This window comes from Streptomyces sp. NPDC001492 (genome assembly GCF_053597275.1).
Window position 1 is genome coordinate 61,939 of sequence record NZ_JBSFHW010000013.1, and the last position, 19,365, is coordinate 81,303.

Annotated in this window: 16 protein-coding genes and 1 pseudogene; 11 read left to right on the forward strand and 6 right to left on the reverse strand. The window is 70.5% G+C overall.

All coding sequences use genetic code 11. The features are described from left to right. Nucleotides 1-180: 180 nt before the first annotated feature. Nucleotides 181-3,906: an nSTAND1 domain-containing NTPase gene (locus ACWC1K_RS18465; protein ID WP_450832546.1), complete on the reverse strand. Its 3,726-nt coding sequence runs from the start codon at nt 3,904-3,906 to the stop codon at nt 181-183. A 184-nt stretch (nt 3,907-4,090) separates the two neighbouring features. Between ACWC1K_RS18465 and ACWC1K_RS18470 the strand changes: the two are divergent. Then, nucleotides 4,091-4,632, forward strand: a pseudogene (locus ACWC1K_RS18470) (site-specific integrase); the annotation flags it as partial. A gap of 76 nt (nt 4,633-4,708) precedes the next feature. Here ACWC1K_RS18470 and ACWC1K_RS18475 read toward each other — a convergent pair. Further along, on the reverse strand, nt 4,709-5,347 hold the full coding sequence (locus tag ACWC1K_RS18475; protein WP_365833696.1) for a hypothetical protein: 639 nt from the start codon (nt 5,345-5,347) through the stop codon (nt 4,709-4,711). 386 nt (nt 5,348-5,733) lie between these two features. Between ACWC1K_RS18475 and hemL the strand changes: the two genes are divergently transcribed. The 9 genes from hemL to ACWC1K_RS18520 all read left to right on the forward strand — a co-directional run bounded on the left by hemL (nt 5,734) and on the right by ACWC1K_RS18520 (nt 14,465). Continuing rightward, nucleotides 5,734-7,065 carry a glutamate-1-semialdehyde 2,1-aminomutase gene (gene hemL / locus ACWC1K_RS18480; protein ID WP_450832548.1) on the forward strand — a complete coding sequence of 444 codons (1,332 nt, stop codon included), beginning with the start codon at nt 5,734-5,736 and terminating at the stop codon, nt 7,063-7,065. Continuing rightward, nucleotides 7,062-7,760: a histidine phosphatase family protein gene (locus ACWC1K_RS18485; RefSeq protein ID WP_450832549.1), complete on the forward strand. Its 699-nt coding sequence runs from the start codon at nt 7,062-7,064 to the stop codon at nt 7,758-7,760. Before hemL ends, ACWC1K_RS18485 begins: the two co-directional genes overlap by 4 nt. 140 nt (nt 7,761-7,900) lie before the next feature. Beyond that, the gene (locus tag ACWC1K_RS18490; RefSeq protein WP_450832550.1) at nt 7,901-8,236 is read left to right on the forward strand and encodes a hypothetical protein; all 336 of its coding nucleotides are present in this window, start codon (nt 7,901-7,903) and stop codon (nt 8,234-8,236) included. Between the two features lie 180 nt (nt 8,237-8,416). After that, nucleotides 8,417-9,706, forward strand: coding sequence for a hypothetical protein (locus tag ACWC1K_RS18495; protein WP_450832551.1), 1,290 nt, complete (start codon nt 8,417-8,419; stop codon nt 9,704-9,706). Nucleotides 9,707-9,772: 66 nt separating this feature from the next. Then, on the forward strand, nt 9,773-10,396 hold the full coding sequence (locus tag ACWC1K_RS18500) for a TlpA family protein disulfide reductase (protein WP_450832553.1): 624 nt from the start codon (nt 9,773-9,775) through the stop codon (nt 10,394-10,396). Nucleotide 10,397: 1 nt separating this feature from the next. Beyond that, nucleotides 10,398-11,171, forward strand: a complete 774-nt coding sequence (locus ACWC1K_RS18505) for a cytochrome c biogenesis CcdA family protein (RefSeq protein ID WP_450832554.1) — start codon at nt 10,398-10,400, stop codon at nt 11,169-11,171. 3 nt (nt 11,172-11,174) lie between these two features. Next, nucleotides 11,175-12,947 (forward strand): cytochrome c biogenesis protein ResB, encoded by a 1,773-nt coding sequence (resB, locus tag ACWC1K_RS18510; protein ID WP_450832556.1) that lies wholly within the window; start codon nt 11,175-11,177, stop codon nt 12,945-12,947. After that, on the forward strand, nt 12,944-14,047 hold the full coding sequence (ccsB, locus tag ACWC1K_RS18515; RefSeq protein WP_450832558.1) for a c-type cytochrome biogenesis protein CcsB: 1,104 nt from the start codon (nt 12,944-12,946) through the stop codon (nt 14,045-14,047). The genes resB and ccsB overlap by 4 nt, the downstream gene beginning before the upstream one ends. Before the next feature lie 25 nt (nt 14,048-14,072). Beyond that, nucleotides 14,073-14,465, forward strand: coding sequence for an SRPBCC domain-containing protein (locus ACWC1K_RS18520; RefSeq protein ID WP_450832560.1), 393 nt, complete (start codon nt 14,073-14,075; stop codon nt 14,463-14,465). Here the strand turns inward: ACWC1K_RS18520 and ACWC1K_RS18525 are convergent. Further along, entirely contained in the window at nt 14,452-15,429 is a 978-nt protein-coding gene (locus ACWC1K_RS18525; protein ID WP_450832561.1) for an isopenicillin N synthase family dioxygenase, read from the reverse strand. The two genes, ACWC1K_RS18520 and ACWC1K_RS18525, sit on opposite strands and share 14 nt — an antisense overlap. Then, entirely contained in the window at nt 15,410-15,877 is a 468-nt protein-coding gene (locus tag ACWC1K_RS18530; protein WP_450832563.1) for a nucleoside deaminase, read from the reverse strand. Before ACWC1K_RS18530 ends, ACWC1K_RS18525 begins: the two co-directional genes overlap by 20 nt. Before the next feature lie 105 nt (nt 15,878-15,982). On the opposite strand from ACWC1K_RS18530, the gene ACWC1K_RS18535 reads away from it, so the two are divergent. Continuing rightward, nucleotides 15,983-17,254, forward strand: a complete 1,272-nt coding sequence (locus ACWC1K_RS18535) for a PucR family transcriptional regulator (protein ID WP_450832565.1) — start codon at nt 15,983-15,985, stop codon at nt 17,252-17,254. A 2-nt stretch (nt 17,255-17,256) separates the two neighbouring features. On the opposite strand, the gene ACWC1K_RS18540 is transcribed toward ACWC1K_RS18535, so the two are convergent. After that, nucleotides 17,257-18,156, reverse strand: coding sequence for a transglutaminase-like domain-containing protein (locus ACWC1K_RS18540; protein ID WP_450832567.1), 900 nt, complete (start codon nt 18,154-18,156; stop codon nt 17,257-17,259). A gap of 112 nt (nt 18,157-18,268) precedes the next feature. Next, a complete protein-coding gene (locus ACWC1K_RS18545; RefSeq protein ID WP_450832568.1) occupies nt 18,269-19,243 on the reverse strand; it encodes a quinone oxidoreductase family protein in 975 nt (324 codons plus the stop codon). Between the last annotated feature and the right edge of the window lie 122 nt (nt 19,244-19,365).

Consider the following 19,365-nt stretch of genomic DNA (forward strand, 5'->3'; position numbering starts at 1 on the left):
CGGAGGATCAAGTTCCACGTTACTTGTCCGGATGTAAACCCGCTGCTCGACGCCCCGCCCGCTTCTTCGCGCCTTGCGGCGGACGCGAGACCACGGGTCACAGCCGGGTTGTGCCGGTGGGGATGCCCAGGAGGGGCCGTCCGGCTGGTTCGCGCCGTACCGGCGCGAGGCTCGTGACGGTCAGGGGCAGACCCGCCTGTACGGCCGGTCCGGAACGTAGGTGTGCCACTGCGCCCGGGTCAGCTCCGTGTTCCCGGCACGGGAGCAGACAAGGGATGCCGCCCGGTCGGGATCCACGACGTACCGCTGGATCGGGACGTGCTTGCCACCCGCGTACAGCATCGTGCTGTCCGGGCTGAAGGCGAGCGTGTCGACGCTGCCACCGGGGGTGGGCAGAGATGGACCGAGTGGTTGCTGGGTCGCGATGTCCCAGAGTTGGACGGTGCCCGCGTCGCCGCCCACGGCGAGTGTGCTGCCGTCCGGGCTGAACGCGAGAGACGTGATCGTCTCGGCTGAGCCGGTGGACGGATCGGTGGGCGCCGAGAAGACGTTGCTCAGGATGCCCGCTCGGTGCCGGAGACCGCCGTCCCAGATGGCGACCCGCCCTGTCCCGTCGCCGGCCGCGAGGCGGCCGCCGTCCGGCGCGAAGGCGATGGCTCCGATGTCGTCGTGCTGGACGAGGTCATGAGCGCGGGACCGGCCCGCGCGGACGACGCGGTTGTCGGTCACGAGGAGCCCGCCGTCCGGGCTGACGGCCAGATGACGGCCGGCCGGGCCGGGGAGAAGCGCCGTCCTCCGCTGCCGCGTGGTGTCCCATGTCTCGTTGAAGTAGCCGCCCTCGGTCAGACGTGCGGTGAGGAGCGTACGACCGCCCGGTCCCAGGGCGATCGCGTCCGTGGATGTGGTGGACGCCGTCGCCAGGTCCACCGTGGCCTTCGTGTGTCCGGCGGCCACGTCCCACACCGTCACACGCTGAGGCGCCGTGTCCCAAGGGGCGGAGACTCCGTATGCGAACGTGCCGCCGTCGGGGCTGAAGGACAGCAAGGGCTCGGTGATGTCCCCGGGGACCCTCGGGACGCCGGTGCGGAAGGAAGGACGTGACGGGGTCGGCAGGGTTCGCAGCAGACGGCCGTCACGCGTGTTCCGCAGCTGGACGACGTAGCGGTCACCGATACGTTCGGCGGTGGCGAACGTCCTGCCGTCGGGACTGAGCCGGACCCCTGCGAGCGGACTCGTGCGCCAGGCACGGGTGAGCGTCGTGGTGAGGTCGAGGGTGTGGACCGTGCCTCCCTCGAGGTACCGCAGCAGGGGCCGCGAGGGGTCCCAGGCGAGATCCGAGAGCGACGCGTTGTCCAAGGGGTGCCGGAAAACGGGGGCGCCGCCCTTGGACAGGCGCCACACTCTGATCTCCTGGCCGCCGCCCGTCGCCAGAAAGGAGCCGTCCGCGCTCACGACGGCCGAGACGGCACCCGGGTGGGCGATGTCGGCGAGTTCTCGTCCCGACGTGGTGTCCCACACCCGCACCCGGCCCCCGACAAGAGCCAGGAGTCGGCCGCCGGTGAGGCCGAGGTGGGTGCGGCCGGCATCACAGACGCCGCGAGCGCTCGTCCAGGCACCGGAGCGGACGCGGCGCGTGGAGGTGTCCCAGACCTGCGGGGCACGGCCGCGCGGGCAGACGGCCAGCAGCCGGTCGTCGGCCGCCGCGGTGGCGCGCTCCTCGCTGCCGGCCGACGGGGTCCGGAAGACCAGATGGCCGTCGGTGGCGGAGTAGAGCCCAACCCGGTCGTCGAACAGGCTCGTCACCAGGTAATTGCGCCCACTCGCCGCGAAGCTCACGGTGTACGTGTCCGGCAGGGGACCCCCGATCCAGCGCCTCGTTCGGGTGTCCCACAGCCGCTGGGTCCTGTCAGTGGTCTGGATGACGAGCACCCGGCCGCCCGGACCCGCGTCGAGTACGGCCCCGTGCGGTAGCGGCCCCGAGGCGATACGGCGGTGGGTGCCCACGTCCCACGTCCGCCAGGTGCCGCTGTCGGTGGTGCTGAGCAGAGTGCGCCCGGAGACGTCGAGGAACCGCGCCGGGGTGTCACCGGGCGCCGGGTCGGTGAAGTTGTCCAGGTCGGGCTGGGCCAGGGCGCCCAGCACGGCCCGGCGGGACTCCGGCAGCGCGGAGGTGCGCCATGCGGCGACGCCGAGCAGCATCGCGGTGCGCGGGTCGGTGGTCCGCAGTGCGTCGGCGACCGCGGCCACCCGGCGGGCCGCCGTGTCGGTGGTCTGCTGCTCGCTGTCCTGACGCAGCCGCAGAGCGGTCAGCCCGACAACCAGGGCCACCGCCAGCACGGCACAGAGCGAGGCCGTGAGCGTGCGGCTGCGGCGCCGGGCCCGGGTGGCGGACCGCTCCTCCGCCGCCCGCTGCTGCGCCGCGGCGACCAGGAAGGCCGTTTCCTCGGACGTCAGACCGTCGTGGCCGCGGTCGTCGCCAGCGAACAGTTCCTCGGCCCGCGCCAGGCGGGTGCCCCGGTAGAGCGTGCCCGGGTCGCGGTCGTGCTCCAGCCAGGTACGGGCGGCGTCGGTCAGCTGCCGGTGGTGGCGCAGCCGCTCCCGGTCCGCGTCGATCCACTCGCGCAGCCGCGGCCAGCAGGTGATGAGTGCCTCGTGGGCGAGCTGAACTCCGTCGTCGTCGGTGGTCAGCAGCCGGGCCCGGGTGAGCCGCCCGGCGACGGCTCGCACCTCAGGGTCCTCCCACCCGGCCATTTCCTCCCGGCTGAGCGGGCGGCGCGTGTCGGCGTTGCCCTGGCCGGGCTCGACCATCCGCAGGAGCAGGTGCCGGGCGACGTGCGCCTGCTCCGGTGAGAGTTCCCCGTACGCCTCCTCGGCGCTGGCCGCGATCGCGCCGCGCACCCCGCCGGCCGCCTCGTACGCGGCCAGGGTCAGCATCCGGCCCTTGCGCCGCCGCCAGGTCTCCAGCAGGGCGTGGGACAGCATCGGCAGCCCGCCGGGCTCGTCGAGCACGTCCTCGACGAGCCGTGCGGTCAGGGTCCGCTCCACGATGAGCCCGGCCGCCTGCGCGGGACCGATCACCGCCTCGCGCAGCTCGTCCGCGGTCATGGGCCTGACCAGCAGCCCACTCGAGTGCAGCGCCTCGGCCAGCCGCGGGTGCTCGGCGCACCGCGCATAGAAGTCGGACCGTACGGCTATGAGCACGCGCAGCCGGCTTCCCGGGTCGCGCGCGGCGAGCAGAAGGTCGAGGAAGCGGTCCCGCTCGGCGCGCTCGCGGCAGAGGGTGAAGACCTCCTCGAACTGGTCCACCACCACCCAGCTCTCCGGGTCGTCGGCCGTCGGAGTCAGCAGATGCCCGTAGGTGGTGGCGGGCCGGGCTCCCGGAGTGAGGATACGGAGCACCGCCGTACGCCCCTGCTGCGCGATCCTCTCCCGCAGCAGCGGAATCAGACCGGCCCGCAGCAGGGAGGACTTGCCGCTGCCGGACGCCCCGAACACCACGGCGAACGGGGACCCGCAGGCCAGCTCGCTCAGCTCGTCGATCAGCCGGTCCCGGCCGAAGAACAGCTCACGGTCGTCCGGCTCGAAGCGGGCGAGGCCGCGGTAGGGCGGTGCGGCGTCGGCATCCTCCTGCCTCTCCTCCCCGGCCAGCGCCTCGGCCTCCGCCCACCGGGCCTCCCATGGAACGGGGTCCTCCCCGCATGCCTGGACGTACGCCTGGAGCACGGCCAACGACGGCAGCCGCTCGCCGCTCGCCGCCTTCGCCAGGGTCGTCGCCGAGAAGCCGGCCTTCTTCGCCATGGCCCGGTACGACAGACCACCCGCCGAACGGCGCAGCTCCCGAAGATCATGGGCGAGTCGCTGCACGGGACCGGCCGCCGGGTCGACCGGTAGTTCGGGGCGCCCCATGGCGAAGCCTCTTTCGCATACAAGAAGAACATGCTGATCCGCAGCACAAGGTACTTTTCGTCCCCCTGGGGCGAGAACCCTTTCCGACTGTGATGTCCGCCGGAGAAGTTGTTCGTACCCGCGGTGCTGAGTTTGTTTTCCCTGATGAGAGGGGGGATGGCTGACAACTCCCGGGGTGCCGGGCTCGGTCCGGCCGCCGACCGCGACCAAGAAGAAGATCGTCCCCTGATCGTTGGAGCGCGTACGCGCCGTCATCGCCGGTCTCCCGAAGCGCTTCCAGGCCGGCGGCAAGCTGGTCTTCGGCTGCGGCCCAAGAAGGAGCGGGCGTACCACCGCAGTGTCTTCAACATGGGCGACTGGAAGCGCGCCCTGGCTGCAGCCGGAGTGATCCCACCCCGCGAGCGCGGCGCGCGCTCCCTCCAGGCGGCCCCGGAAGACGGCATGCACGCCCTCCGGCACGCCTACGCCTCCGTGCTCCTGGACGCGGGGGAGAGCATCAAGGCGCTCTCCGAGTACCTCGGCCACTCGGACCCGGGTTTCACGCTGCGGACGTGCACGCACCTGCTGCCGTCCAGCGAGACCCGCACCCGCAAGGCGATCGACGACGCCTTCACGGAAACGGAAGCCGAGGCGGAAGCGGAAGACGACGGCGGCCCGCCCGCCACCCAGGGCACATCAGCACCCCCAGCAAAACCAACGTGCCCTCAATGTGCCCTGGCCGCCTGACGGCCCCCTCCGCCACCAAAAAGGGCGAGGCCCGAAGACCCCGCCCAACCCGAAAGAAACCCCAGATCAGAGCCGATCAGGGCCAGACAAGGCAATACGGCTGATGCCCCGCCTCATGCAACCGATGGCTGAAGTCCTGCCACTCGTGCAGCAGTTGGTACACGTTGAACGCATCCCGCGGGCCCCCGCGGTCCGGCACCGTCGACCAGATGAACGCCGCCGCGCCCACCGCCTCCTCGCCTATGCCCCGCAGCGGGTCGACGACCGTCATCGGGAGCTTGACCACCGCGTAGTCGGGGTGCAGGACGACCAGTTCGAGGGGCGGGACCTTGTGGAGGGGGACGCCTTCGATGCCTGTCAGCACCATCGCCGCCATCGTCTCCGGCTTGATCTTGGTGAACATGCCGTTCATGCCGAGCTCGTCGCCGCCGAGTTCCTCGGGGCGCATCGAGATCGGGACACGGGCCGCGGTCGCGCCGTCCGGCGCGCCGAAGTACTTGTACGTCACCCCCACCCGACCACCATTCCTGCTCCCCGCCCGGAGCGCGTCGCCCCGACGGTCGATCCGCCGGTCGATCTGCTCGGGCTCACTCGGTGCACCCTGTCCCCGACGTGTCTCGGTCGCTTCCTCCGCCTCGCGTCGGTGCCTTCCTCGATGGGCACGTCGAGGACCCAGGTCATCAGTCCCCTCGCCCAGTCCGCCACCGCGATGCATATCTCCACCCGACTGCTTTTCTAGGACGCGTGGCCCCCGCCGCGCAACCCGATCATCGTGTCAGTGACCTCCCCCACGGCCGCCCGCCGAAACGTGCGTTGAAACACCTGTCCGCAGGATCTTCGCAGCCTCTGAACAAGCCTCCGTACACCTCGTCGTACACCTGGCCGCGCACCCGGTCGTACATCCGTCCGCACACCTATACGTACGTCAGGGCCGTATGAGCTGTGTGTATCAGGTCCCAGTTTCGCAGATCGCGCCGGGCGGCGGCTGTCTCCCGGGTCAGCAGCGGTGCCGGCTGCCACCCGTGCACCCTGGCCTACCCTGAGGAGGTCCCTTGCAACCGGAGCCCGAGAAGTCGGAGAAGGTCGGAGAAGTCGCAGGTCATGAGCGAACTGCCTAATTCACTGCCTTATTCATACGAAGCGCCTGCCTCGCAGGCACTGTTCGACCGGGCCGCGGCCGTCACTCCCGGTGGGGTGAACTCCCCGGTGCGCGCATTTCGTGCCGTGGGCGGTACGCCCCGGTTCATGGTGTCCGGTACCGGTCCGTATCTGACGGATGCGGACGGGCGGGACTACGTCGACCTGGTGTGCTCCTGGGGACCCATGATCCTCGGGCACTCCCACCCGGAGGTCATCGCCGCCGTTCAGGACGCCGTCTCGCGCGGTACCTCCTTCGGTACGCCCGGTGAGGGCGAGGTCGCGCTCGCGGAGGAGATCGTCGAGCGGGTCGGGCCCGTGGACCAGGTGCGGCTCGTCAGCAGCGGGACCGAAGCCACCATGTCGGCCATCCGGCTCGCCCGCGGGTTCACCCGGCGCACCAAGGTGATCAAGTTCGCCGGGTGTTACCACGGTCACGTGGACTCGCTGCTCGCCGCCGCCGGCAGCGGCGTGGCCACCTTCGCCCTCCCCGACACGCCCGGAGTCACCGGCGCCCAGGCCGGCGACACCATCGTGCTGCCGTACAACGACCTGGAGGCCGTGCACGAGGCCTTCCACCGGCACCCCGGTGAGATCGCCTGCGTGATCACCGAGGCCTCGCCCGGGAACATGGGCGTCGTGCCGCCCCGGCCCGGGTTCAACCAGGGACTGAAGGACGCCTGCTCCAAGAACGGCGCCCTCTTCATCTCCGACGAGGTCATGACCGGTTTCCGGACCAGCCGGGCGGGCTGGTTCGGGATCGACGGGGTCAGGCCCGATCTCATGACTTTCGGGAAGGTCATGGGCGGCGGGTTCCCTGCCGCCGCCTTCGGCGGGCGGGCCGATGTGATGGCGCATCTCGCACCCGCCGGGCCCGTCTACCAGGCCGGCACCCTCTCCGGGAACCCGGTCGCCACCGCGGCCGGCCTCGCCCAGCTGCGCCTGCTCGACGACGCGGCCTACGACAAGGTCGACTCGGTGTCGGAGACCATTCAGGGGCTCGTGACCGAGGCGCTCAGCAAGGAAGGCGTCGCGCACCGGCTGCAGAACGCCTCCAACATGTTCTCCGTCTTCTTCACGGACCGGGAGGTCCGCGACTACGAGGACGCGAAGAAGCAGGAGTCCTTCCGCTTCACCGCCTTCTTCCACTCGATGCTGGCGCAGGGCGTCTATCTGCCGCCCTCGTCCTTCGAGTCCTGGTTCGTGTCCACGGCCCACGACGAACAGGCCGTTCAGCGCATCGCCGACGCCCTTCCGGCGGCGGCCCGAGCGGCGGCGGAGGCCACGGCAGCATGAGCGACAGCACCAACACGGCGGGCAGCGACGTCACCGTCGTCCACGTCATGAGGCACGGCGAGGTCGCCAACCCGGACGGGGTCCTGTACGGGCGGCTGCCCGGCTACCACCTGTCCGAGCTGGGGCGCCAGATGGCCGACCGGGTCGCCGAGCACCTCGCGCCCCGGGACATCACCTACGTCTGCGCCTCCCCGCTGGAGCGGGCCCAGGAGACGGCCACCCCGATCGCCAAGGCCCACGGACTGGACCTGGCCACCGACGAGCGGCTCATCGAGGCCGACAACGTCTTCCAGGGCAAGACCTTCGGGGTCGGGGACGGCGCGCTGCGCAAGCCGGGCAACTGGAAGCACCTCGTCAACCCGTTCAGGCCGTCGTGGGGCGAGCCGTACGTCGACATCGTCGTCCGGATGATGCAGGCGCTGGACTCCGCCAAGGACCGGGCGCGGGGGCACGAGGCCGTCCTCGTCAGCCACCAGCTGCCCATCTGGATCGTGCGGTCGTACGTCGAGAAGCGGCGGCTGTGGCACGACCCGCGCAAGCGGCAGTGCACCCTCGCCTCGCTGACGTCCTTCACCTACCGGGGCGACAAGCTGGTGTCCGTCGGCTACAGCGAGCCGGCCCGCGATCTCGTCCCGGCCCATCTCCTCGCGGGCGCCAAGCCGGTGAAGGGACAGGACAAGGCCTTCGGGGCATAGGGCAGGCCCTGCCAGAAGGGGCTGGACGCGTCTGTTGGATCTTGGGTAGCGTCCTCCGCGACCATCGCCGCGGCCGTTTTCCAGGGTCCCGGTCCCGGCTGCCTGCTCGACCGGCAGGCAGACACAAGGGGGAAGAAGTCATGAAGATGAAGAAGCTGGCGTCGCTCGCCATGACGCCGCTGGTGCTGGCCGGCATCGCCGTCGCCGTGCCGATCGCGGGCGCGACCGCCGCGAGCGCCGTGCCGGACGTGTGTGAGTACGCGGAGGACGTGATCTCGCCGGTACCGACCTGGGGATCCGTGATCTGCTACGCCGGCACCGGCCAGTACCGCGTCAAGGTGACGTGCACGGACGGCATCACCGGCAACCATCTGACGTCGTACGGCCCGTGGGTCGGCATCAGGAAGACGTCCAAGGCATCCTGCGGCAACGCGTCGCGGTACGCCGTGACGAACGTCAGCTACCAGGATCGCTGAACCGGCGGGCGGGCGGTGGTGCGCCCACCGCCCGCCCCGTCTGTTTCCACGAACCCTCGCTGTTACTCATGACACGTTCGTGACATTTATTGCCAGATCGACGTGATCGAGAGGAACCTCCCCGTTCGTCATGTCCTCTGACTGGGTGACCATCACAGGAAATGACGGATCGGGGATGGAATGCGCACTCGCAGCGCTCTCACTCGCAGGGGAATGCTCGGTCTCGGCGCGGGCGCCGCGGCCGCTGTCGGACTCTCCGGCTGTGGCACCCTCACGCCGTCAGACGGGTCCACCCACTCCTCGGGTTCCAGGAGCGGCGGAGCCGACAAGCCCTCGCACCCCGCCCGCCCCATCGGCGACGGCTCGACCTCCTTCACCGGCAAGCAGCCTCACCAGCCCGCGAAGCCCGAGCCGCTGGAGCCCGGGCAGACCCCGCCGCAGTTCGTGATCTTCTCCTGGGACGGGGCCGGCGAGGTCGGCAACGGGCTCTTCCCCCGCTTCCTCGACCTCGCCAAGCAGCACGGCGCGTCCATGACCTTCTTCCTGTCCGGGCTGTATCTGCTGCCCGAGTCGAAGAAGCGCCTCTACAACCCGCCGAACAACCCGCGCGGCGCCTCCGACATCGGCTACCTCACCGACGAGCACGTCAGGGCCACGCTCACCAACGTCCGCCGCGCGTGGCTCGAAGGGCACGAGATAGGCACCCACTTCAACGGCCACTTCTGCTCCGGCTACGGCACCGTCGGCAACTGGACGCCCGCGCAGTGGAGGAGCGAGATAGCGCAGGCCAAGGCCTTCGTGAAGGAGTGGCGGACGAACACGGGGTGGTCCGAGATGCCGTCCCTGCCCTTCGACTACGAGAAGGAGCTCGTCGGCGGCCGCACGCCCTGCCTGCTCGGCCAGAACAACCTGCTGCCCACCGCCAGGGAGCTCGGCTGGCGCTACGACGCCTCCTCGCCCGGCGGCCGCCAGGTCTGGCCCGAGAAGAAGCACGGGCTGTGGGACCTGCCGCTGCAGCAGATCCCGTTCCCCGGGCGCAGCTTCGAGGTCCTGTCGATGGACTACAACATGCTGGCCAACCAGTCGGTCAACTCGACCCAGGCGCCCGCCTACAACTACCCGGGCTGGCGGACTCAGGCCTCGAAGGCCTACATAGCGGGCTTCCAGCGGGCATACGAGACAAACCGTGCACCTTTCTTCATAGGCAACCACTTCGAGCACTGGAACGGCGGCATCTACATGGACGCCGTCGAGGAGGCGTTCAAGCACATCGCGCGGGAGAAGGAGAAGGGGGCGGACGTACGCCTCGTCTCCTTCCGGCAGTTCGTCGACTGGATGGACGTACAGAAGCCGGAGGTCCTCGCCAAGCTGCGCACCCTCGAGGTCGGACGGGCGCCGGTGGGAGGCTGGAAGACGTTCCTCAAGGAGACCCCCACCTCCTCGTCCTCACCCACCGGGCAGGCTGCCTGAAATGCGGTTTTCCCCCCGCAAGGGGGGCGCGCACGACCCCGGGAACGGGCATGCGAAACTTTTCACATGAGTGCCGCCAGCCGCGCCCATGTGCGCTCGAACCGCGCACGTCGCCGAACAGTCCTGACCACCGCCGGTGCCGCGGTCGCCACGCTGCTGATGTCCGCCTGCTCCTCCGGGGGGACCTCCGGCGGGGGCGGTGACACCAACTTCGTCATGGGCAAGGACGGCATCTCCAGCGCGAAGAAGGGGGAACGGGCCACGGCGCCCGACCTTTCCGGCAAGACCGTCAACGGGGGACAGCTCGACGTCGCCTCCTACAAGGGCAAGGTCGTCGTCCTGAACGTGTGGGGCTCCTGGTGCGCCCCCTGCCGTGCCGAGGCGCCCAACTTCGAGAAGGTCTACCAGGACCTCAAGGCCAAGGGCGTCCAGTTCGTCGGCATCAACACCCGCGACACCAGCGTCCAGAACGCGGTCGCCTTCGAGAAGCAGCAGGGCATCACCTACCAGAGCCTGTACGACCCCACGGGCAAGCTGATGCTGCGCTTCCAGAAGGGCACGCTCAACCCGCAGGCGGTCCCCTCCACGCTCGTCCTCGACCGGGAGGGCAGGATCGCCGCACGCTCGCTGGCCGCGCTCAGCGAGGACAAGCTGCGCAAGATGATCGCCCCCGTCCTCGCGGAGAAGTGACGTGACCTCAGTCACCACGCTCGCCGCCGAGACGGGCTACAACACCACCGTGTTCCACGGCGCCCTGCTGATCGCCCTGCCCATCGCGCTGCTCGGCGGACTCGTCTCTTTCTTCTCCCCCTGCGTCCTGCCGCTCGTACCCGGCTATCTGTCGTACGTCACCGGAGTCGCCGGCACCGACCTCGCCGAGGCCCGGCGCGGGCGCATGGTCGCCGGGGCTTCCCTCTTCGTGCTCGGTTTCACCGCCGTGTTCGTCTCCAGCGGCGCCCTGTTCGGCTACTTCGGCGCCACCCTTCAGGAGAACAAGGACGTCCTGTCGAAGGTGCTGGGCGTGCTCATGATCCTCATGGGTGTGTTCTTCATGGGCCTGATGCCCTGGATGACCCAGCGCGAGTTCCGCTTCCACAAGCGGCCCGTGGCAGGTCTCGCCGGCGCCCCGCTCCTGGGTGCGCTGTTCGGCATCGGCTGGACCCCGTGCATCGGCCCGACCCTCTCCTCCGTCCTGACCCTGTCCGCACAGCAGGGCAGCGCGGGCCGCGGCGCCATACTGACCGTCGCCTACTGCCTCGGCCTCGGTGTGCCCTTCGTGCTCGCCGCGGTCGCCTTCCGCAAGGCGCTCGGCGCCTTCGGCTGGGTCAAGCGCCACTATGTCTGGGTGATGCGGATCGGCGGCACGATGATGATCGTGACCGGTCTGCTGCTGCTGACCGGCGCCTGGGACCGCATCGTGCAGGACATGCAGTCCTGGTCCGCCGGCTTCACTGTGGGGATCTGATCGATGAGCAAGGCCACCACCGGTACGCCCCCCGAGCGGGCCGACGACCCGGACCTCGGCGCCGCCGGCTCCCAGCTCTCCACCGCCCCCAGGGAGGAACTGGCGAACCTGCCCGCCCTGGGCGTCATCGGCTGGGCCCGCTGGTTCTGGCGGCAGCTCACCTCCATGCGGGTCGCGCTGCTGCTCCTCCTGCTCCTCTCGCTCGGCGCCATCCCCGGCTCGCTGATCCCGCAGTCCGGCATCGACGAGACGAAGGTCGCCGACTTCCGCAAGGCGCACACCTTCCTCGCGCCGGTCTACGACAAGCTCGGCCTCTTCCACGTCTACAGCTCGGTGTGGTTCTCCTCGATCTACATCCTGCTGTTCGTCTCCCTCATCGGCTGCATCATCCCGCGCACCTGGCAGTTCATCGGCCAGCTGCGCGGCCGGCCGCCGGGCGCCCCCAAGCGCCTGACCCGGCTGCCCGCCTACACGACCTGGCGCACCGGGGCCGAGCCCGAGCAGGTCCGCGAGGCCGCCCTCGCCCTCCTGAAGAAGCGCCGCTTCCGCGCCTACCTCGCCGGTGACGCCGTCGCCGCCGAGAAGGGCTATCTGCGGGAGGTCGGCAACCTCGCCTTCCACATCGCGCTGATCGTGCTGCTGATCGCCTTCGCCTGGGGCCAGCTCTTCAAGTCCGAGGGCAACAAGCTGGTGGTGGAGGGCGACGGCGACGGCTTCTCCAACACCCTCATCTCCTACGACGACTTCAAGTCGGGCAACCTCTTCAGCAGCGACGACCTGGTGCCGTTCAGCTTCAAGCTGGACAAGTTCACCGGCACCTACGAGACCAGCGGCCCCAACCGCGGCACCCCGCGCACCTACCAGGCCGCCCTCACCTACAGCCAGGGCGCCTACGGCAAGGACAAGAAGGACCTCGTCAAGGTCAACGAGCCGCTGGAGATCGGCGACGCCAAGGTCTACCTCACGGCCCACGGCTACGCCCCCGTCATCACCGTGCGCGACGGCAAGGGCAACGTCGTCTACCGCGACGCCGTGCCCCTGCTCCCGCTCGACTCCAACGTCACCTCCACCGGTGTGGTCAAGGTCCTCGACGGCTACAAGAACGCCAAGGGCGTCAGCGAGCAGCTGGGCATCTCGGCCTTCTTCCTGCCGACCTACAGCAAGGGCAGCGAGACGGCCTCCACCTTCCCCGCGCTGCAGAACCCGGTGCTGAACCTGACGCCGTACCACGGCGACCTCGGCGTCAACTCCGGTATCCCGCAGAGCGTGTACCAGCTCGACAAGTCGCATGTGAAGGAGTTCAAGGACTCCAAGGGCGCCCAGCTCAGGGACAACCTGAGGCCCGGCCAGACCATGCAGCTCCCGAACGGCGCCGGCTCGATCACCTACGAGACCACCAAGCAGTGGGCGAACTTCCAGATCGTCCAGCAGCCCGGCACCTCCTGGGCGCTCGCCGGTTCCCTCACCGCGATCTTCGGCCTCGCCGCGTCCCTGTTCATCCAGCGCCGCCGCGTCTGGGTACGGGCCGTCAAGGGCGCCGACGGTGTGACCGTCGTCGAGATGGCCGGCCTCGGCCGCAGCGAGTCCGCCAAGGTGCCGGAGGAACTCGGCGACCTCGCCGGGATCCTCTACGACCAGGCGCCGGGCGCACCCGAGCCCGACGAGGACTCCCAGGACCACTCCGACGCCGAACCCGACGCCGGCTCACCGGACCAAGACGACACCACCACCCCCGACACCGAAGTCGTACCTGCCGAAGGGGCTGAGACGAAGTGACTCTCGCCGCCGGAACCGAGTTGGCCACGGCCACCAACGAACACCTCGCGAACATCAGCAACACGCTGATCTACTCCGCGATGGCCGTCTACACCCTGGCCTTCTTCGCGTACATCGCCGAATGGCTCTTCGGCAGCCGCAGCAGGGTCGGCCGCACGGCCGCCGCGCTCACCACGGAGGCGAAGGGGGCCAAGGGCAAGGCCCCCGCCGTCACCGTGAACAAGGCCGGCGGCACCGCCGTACTGGAGCGGCCCAAGGTCGTCGTACGGGCCTCGGCCGGTGCGCGGGACGTGCCCGACGGGCCCGGGGCGCACGGCGGGGACGAGCAGGGCGACCTCTACGGGCGTATCGCCATCTCGCTCACCGTGCTCGCCTTTCTCATCCACCTCGGTGGTGTGGTCGCCCGCGCGGCCTCGGTGGAGCGGGCGCCGTGGGGCAACATGTACGAGTTCAACATCACCTTCTCCACCGTCGCCGTCGGCGTGTACCTGACGCTGCTCGCGCTGAAGAAGAACATCCGCTGGCTCGGGCTGTTCCTGATCACCACGGTCCTCCTCGACCTCGGCATCGCCGTCACCGTCCTGTACACGGCCAGTGACCAGCTGGTTCCCGCCCTCCACTCGTACTGGCTCTACATCCACGTCTCCACCGCCATCCTGTGCGGAGCGGTCTTCTACGTGGGCGCCGTCGGCACGCTCCTCTACCTCTTCAAGGACTCCTACGAGACCAAGCTGGAGAACGGCGGCACCCCCGGCCGCTTCGCGACGTCCTTCCTGGAGCGGCTGCCCGCCTCCTCCTCCCTGGACAAGTTCTCCTACCGCATCAACGCGGCCGTCTTCCCGCTGTGGACGTTCACGATCATCGCGGGCGCCATCTGGGCCGAGTCGGCCTGGGGCCGCTACTGGGGCTGGGACCCCAAGGAGACCTGGGCGTTCATCACCTGGGTCGCCTACGCCTGCTACCTGCACGCCCGCGCCACCGCCGGCTGGAAGGGCCGCAAGGCCGCCTACCTGGCGCTGATCGCCTTCGGCTGCTGGCTGTTCAACTACTACGGCGTCAACATCTTCGTCAGCGGCAAGCACTCGTACGCGGGCGTCTGAGCCGCGGGTGGCCGACACTGGTGTCATGAGCGGTTCCATCGCCCAGGGCACCAGTCAGAGCCACGGGAACACGCACATGCTCCACTTCCTGGTGCGGGTCCCACGGCGCATGGAGGACGTCTGGCCGGCGGTGGCCACCCCCGAAGGGCTCGCCCGGTGGTTCACCGCCGCCGACGTCCTCGAACCCAGACTCGGCGGCGCGGTCACCCTGCGTGACCTGGGGAGCGGCCGGGTCACCGCATGGGACGTGGACCGGGTCGCCGAGTACACGCTGGACGACGGCGACCGGATCCGCTTCCACCTGGAGCGGGACGGCGAAGAGGGCACCGCCCTCCGCTTCACCCACGAGTACCGGGGAGACGAGGCGGCGGAGCCCGTCTGGCGGGCCCGCTTCGAGAAGCTGGTCAGCCGACCGTGATCGAGTCCAGCTTCTCCCGCAGATAGCGGTGCGAGTCGACCGGCTCGTACGCCACCCGCCCCACCGGAGCAGGCACGGACTCCACCAGCGTCCCCGGTGTGCACTCGCCGAAGTAGACGAGCGACATCAGCTCCTCGGCGGGCGCGTCCGCGGGCGGCGGCAGCACCCGGTGCCGCCCCGACCGCCACCTGTCACCGGTCCAACGGGCCATCAGATCCCCGATGTTGATGGTGAAGGCCTCCGGGTCGAAGGGCGCGTCCTCCCAGCCGCCCTCGTCCGTGTACACCTGCAGCCCGCCCTTGCCCGCCTGCCGGTCGAGGATCGTGACCGTCCCGAAGTCGGTGTGCGGCCCGATGCGGAACTGACCCGGCTGCGGCTCCCCGATCACCTCGGTGCCCGGGTACCAGTTGATGTTGAAGCCGTATGTCGGATGGTCCATGTGCCGGGAGAAGAAGTCCGGTTCCAGGCCCAGCGCCTCGCCGAGCAGGGACAGGAGCTGCTTCTCCAGCTCGCCCATGCGCTCCAGGTACTCCTCGCACAACGCCCTGAGCTCCGGCACTTCCCGCGGCCACACATTGGGCGCGTACCACTCCGCGTTGACGACCGGGTCCTCGAAGGGCTCGTGTGTCGCGAAGGTCAGCGACTCCTTCAGGTCCGGCGGGGTCTGCGTGCCCTCCGAGTAGCCGTTGGCCTCGGCGCCCGGGCCGAGCCAGCCGCGGCCGCCGACCTTCGCCGCGTACGGCTCCTTGACGCCGGCGGGCAGCCGGAAGAACGCCCGAGCCGCCTCCCGGATCGCGGACCGCAGCGCCGGATCCACACCGTGCCCGGTGACCAGCAGGAAGCCGGCGGTCTGCAGGGCCTCGTCGACGGTGCGGGCGATGGCGGCACGGGCGTCCTCGTCGCCGTCGAGCCACGGCCGCAGATCGATGGTCGGAATACGCGGGTCACTCACCGATGTCCTCATTCCACAGTGCCGGATGGTTCTTGATGAAGTCGCGCATCATCCCGATGCACTCGGGGTCGTCCAGCAGCACGATCCGCACGCCGTGCTCCGCCAGCCAGTCGTGCCCGCCGTGGAAGGTGGCCGCCTCGCCGACCACCACCCGGGAGATGCCGAACTGGCGGACCAGACCGGAGCAGTACCAGCACGGCGACAGGGTCGTGACCATCGTCGTACCGCGATACGAGCGCTGCCGTCCCGCATTGCGGAAGGCTGCCGTCTCCGCGTGCATCGAGGGGTCGTCGTCCTGGACGCGCCGGTTGTGGCCGCGCCCCAGCAGGGTGCCGTCGGCGCCGTAGAGCGCGGCGCCGATCGGGATGCCGCCCTCCGCGAGCCCGGCGCGCGCCTCCGCGACGGCGGTGGCGAGCCAGGCCCGTGCCGTCGCCCGGTCCATGGGGTCCTCAAGGTCCATGTCCTCACTCTGCTGTGGCCGAAACACGAGGGCAACGTGCGGAAAGTACTCTCCGGGCATCCCGCCGCCGGACGAACTGTCCACGCGCCGTCCCTGGAGGTGCCCGTGGCCGCACTCACCCTCCGCGAAGTCCTGGACCTCGATCCCGTCCGAGCCTCCGAGCCCGCCCTCCTCGCCGGCGAGAACGCCCTGGACCGCCCGGTCCGCTGGGTGCACTCGAGCGAGGTGTACGAGGGCGCCAACTTCCTCGACGGCGGAGAACTGCTGCTCACGAATGGTTTCGGCCTGATGGACGCCGACGAGGAGGTCCGCCGCCGGTACGTCCGCGAGCTGGCCGCGCGGGGCGCCGCCGGGCTGGCTGTGGAGGTGGGCCGCTCACTGCCGCAGATGCCCGCCGAGGTCGTCGACGAGGCCCGCCGCCTCGGCCTGCCCCTGCTGGCCCTGCACCGGGTCGTGCCCTTCGTACGCATCACGGAGGCGGCGAACCGCGCGATCGTGGCCCGGGGGCTGTCCGGGCGGTCGGTGGTGCGTCCCTGGGGCGACGACCACGCGGCGGCCCTGCTCGCCGACCTGGCCGACCGCGCGGCCCTCAACCAGCCGGAGGTCGAGGCACGGTCCGCGCTCGCCGGGTTCCACCCCGGGCCGGGGGCCCGGCTCATCGGGGTGTCGGTGCACGGCACGCGCGAGGTGGCCGCCGTGGACCGGGCGGCACGGCTGCTGGGCGGGGCGAGGGCACTTCGGGCGCCGTTTCCGGGCGATGTGCTGGCGCTGCTCGCGCTGCCCGGCGACGGCGGTGGCTTCGGTTCCGGTGACCCGGTCCGTGCCGTCCAGGAGGCCTTTCGTACGGCGGCGGACGCGGGCCTCACCGTCGCCGTCGGGCACGCCGTCGACGCGGGCAGCGGCTGGCTGCGCTGGAGCGACACGCTGCGGGCGGCGCGTACGACCCTGGAGCTGGCGCTGACCGTGCCGGCCGCCGAACCGCCCGCCCCCGAGGGCCCGTTGGTCACCTCCGCCCGCGCGCTCGCCCTGGAGCGGGAGCTGACCCGCGGCGGCATCGACACCAACCGCGACCGTCTCGACCGGCTGGTCCAGCACACCCTGGGCCCGCTGCTGGCCTGGGAGGCGGCCCACCCCAGCGACCTGGTCCGCACCCTGGAGGTCCATCTGCGCCACGGCTGCTCCCCGACCCGCACCGCGGCTCTGATGCACATCGGCCGCCAGTCGCTCTACCAGCGCCTGGAGCGGATCGAGTCCCTGCTGGGGCTGGAGATCGACGATCCGGAGCTGTTGGGGGAGTTGCTGGCGGCGACATGTGCGCATCGGGTCGTCCGGGGGACGGCGGCGCCCTCGGTCCGCGGACTGCGAACGGTTGCCTGAGCTCAGCGCAGGGTGACCTGGCTCGGTCCGTTGTACGGGGCCGAGCAGAGCACTGTTCTCGGAGTCCGCAGGGTGTCGTCCTCCGTGAACAGCGCGCGGGCTTCGTCGAAGGGGACCTCGTCGCCCGCTACCTGGGCTGCGCGGTCGTAGAGCTCGCGGGCCGCTTCGGACAGGGGGGTGCCGGGCTTCCCCTCGTCCATTCCCCACTCGTCCCACAGCAGCGTCTCCACCTTGTTCAGGGCCGCGAGGTCGAGCCGGATGTTGCCGGCCACGAACCGCTCGCCCCAGAGCGGCCCTTCCTCCGGTGGATGCAGCCCGAAGGTCCTCGGGTCCGCCGCGCCCTCACGGATGGCGCGCCACGCCCTGCCCGCGACCAGGAAGCGGTCGCGCGGGACGTCCATCGGGTCGAAGTCCACGTTCCAGTGGGCGGTGACACCGGGGTCGGCGAGCTGGGCGTCCGCGAACAGCCAGCCCCGCTCCTCGTCCCAGTACTCGGTGACCACGTGGTCGCAGTGGAAGCCGTCGGAGCCGAAGTAGTCGGCGAAGCCTGACCGGATGCGCGCCGGGATGCCCGCCTGCCGCAGGAACGAGCAGTGCAGCAGCGAGAAGTCCCGGCAGGTGCCGACGAAACGGTCGCCGACCTCGCGCCGCACCTTCAGCGGGGCGTCGTTCCGGGCCACGAGGATCCGCAGGATGTCGTCGATGTAGCGGGTCTCGGCGTCGTGGTGCAGGCGGTCGTCCGGATGGGTGTGGTCGAAGAGGGCGCCCTCCACGCGGTGGACGATCAAGTCGCGTGCGATACGGGCGAGTCGGGTGGGGTCGCGCGGTAAGCCGGCGTAGTGGCCGACGAGTTCGCCGGGGTCGGAGAAGGTGCTGTGCGTGGCGTAGAAGGCAAGTGGCACGGCCGGCCTCCCGGTTGTCCGGAGTCATCGGGTCACCGATCGCATGTTCGAATGCGGATCGGTGCGGCTCACCGTGTCAAAATTCGCCGGCCCATGTCCAGCCCGCGCCGCCTCAGCCGGTCACCCGCAGCAACAGCTTCCCGGTGCTGGTCCGCGTCCCCATCAGCCGGTGCGCCTCCGCCGCCTCCTCCAGCCCGAACTCGGCGGTGACCGGCAGCGACACCGTGCCGTCCACCGCCTTCGCGAAGGCCCGCTCGGCGAGGGAGCGCAGCTCGCCGGGGGCCGTCTGCGCCAGCGTCAGGATCGAGAAGCCGCCGACCGACACCCCGGCGGGGTAGAGCTCCGGCTGGCCCACCGTCCACGCCGGCGCCGAGCTCGCGTTGCCGAAGGAGACCAGGCGCCCGAAGACCGCGAGCGAGGCCAGGCTGCCCCGGAGCGTCTCGCCGCCGACCGGATCGAACGCCAGGTCGACGCCCCGGCCGCCGGTCGCCTTCCGCACCGCCTCGGTGAACTCGCCGACGAACACCTCGTCGTAGCCGTACTCGCGTGCGTACGCCGCCTTGGCCGCGCCCGACACCACCCCGTACACGGCCCCCGCGCCGGCCGCCTTCGCCAGCTGCCCCACCACCGTGCCGACGCCGCCCGCCGCACCCTGTACGAGCACCGTCTCGCCGGGCTGCAGCCGGCCCACCGCGTGGACGAGCGCGTACGCCGTCGGCAGCACGGTCGGCAGGGTCGCCGCCGTGCGCAGGTCGACGCCGGCCGGGACCGGGAAGACGGTCGCGGTGTTCGCCAGCGCCACGTCCGCGTAGGCGCCGCCCTCCGTCAGCGCGGTCACCTCCTGGCCGACGGACAGGCCCGTGACCCCCTCGCCGAGCGCTCGGATGCGCCCCGACGCCTCGAGCCCCGGGACGAAGGGCAGCCGCGGCACCCGGTAGCCCTCGCCGCGCGCCTTGAGGTCGGCGAAGTTCACCCCGGTGTACGCCACGTCGAGGCTCACCTGGCCCGGACCGGGCTCGGGGACCTCCGCCTCCACGACCTTCAGGACCTCGGGTCCGCCGTACTCCTGGAACTCCACCGCACGCATCCCGCACCACCCATTTCTGTTCGGCCGGCGACTGTTCGGTCGACGACTGTTCAATGAAAAGCGAACAGTCGCGAGTGTATGATTTTCATCGAACACTCTGCAAGAGTGAACCTCGGCAGGAC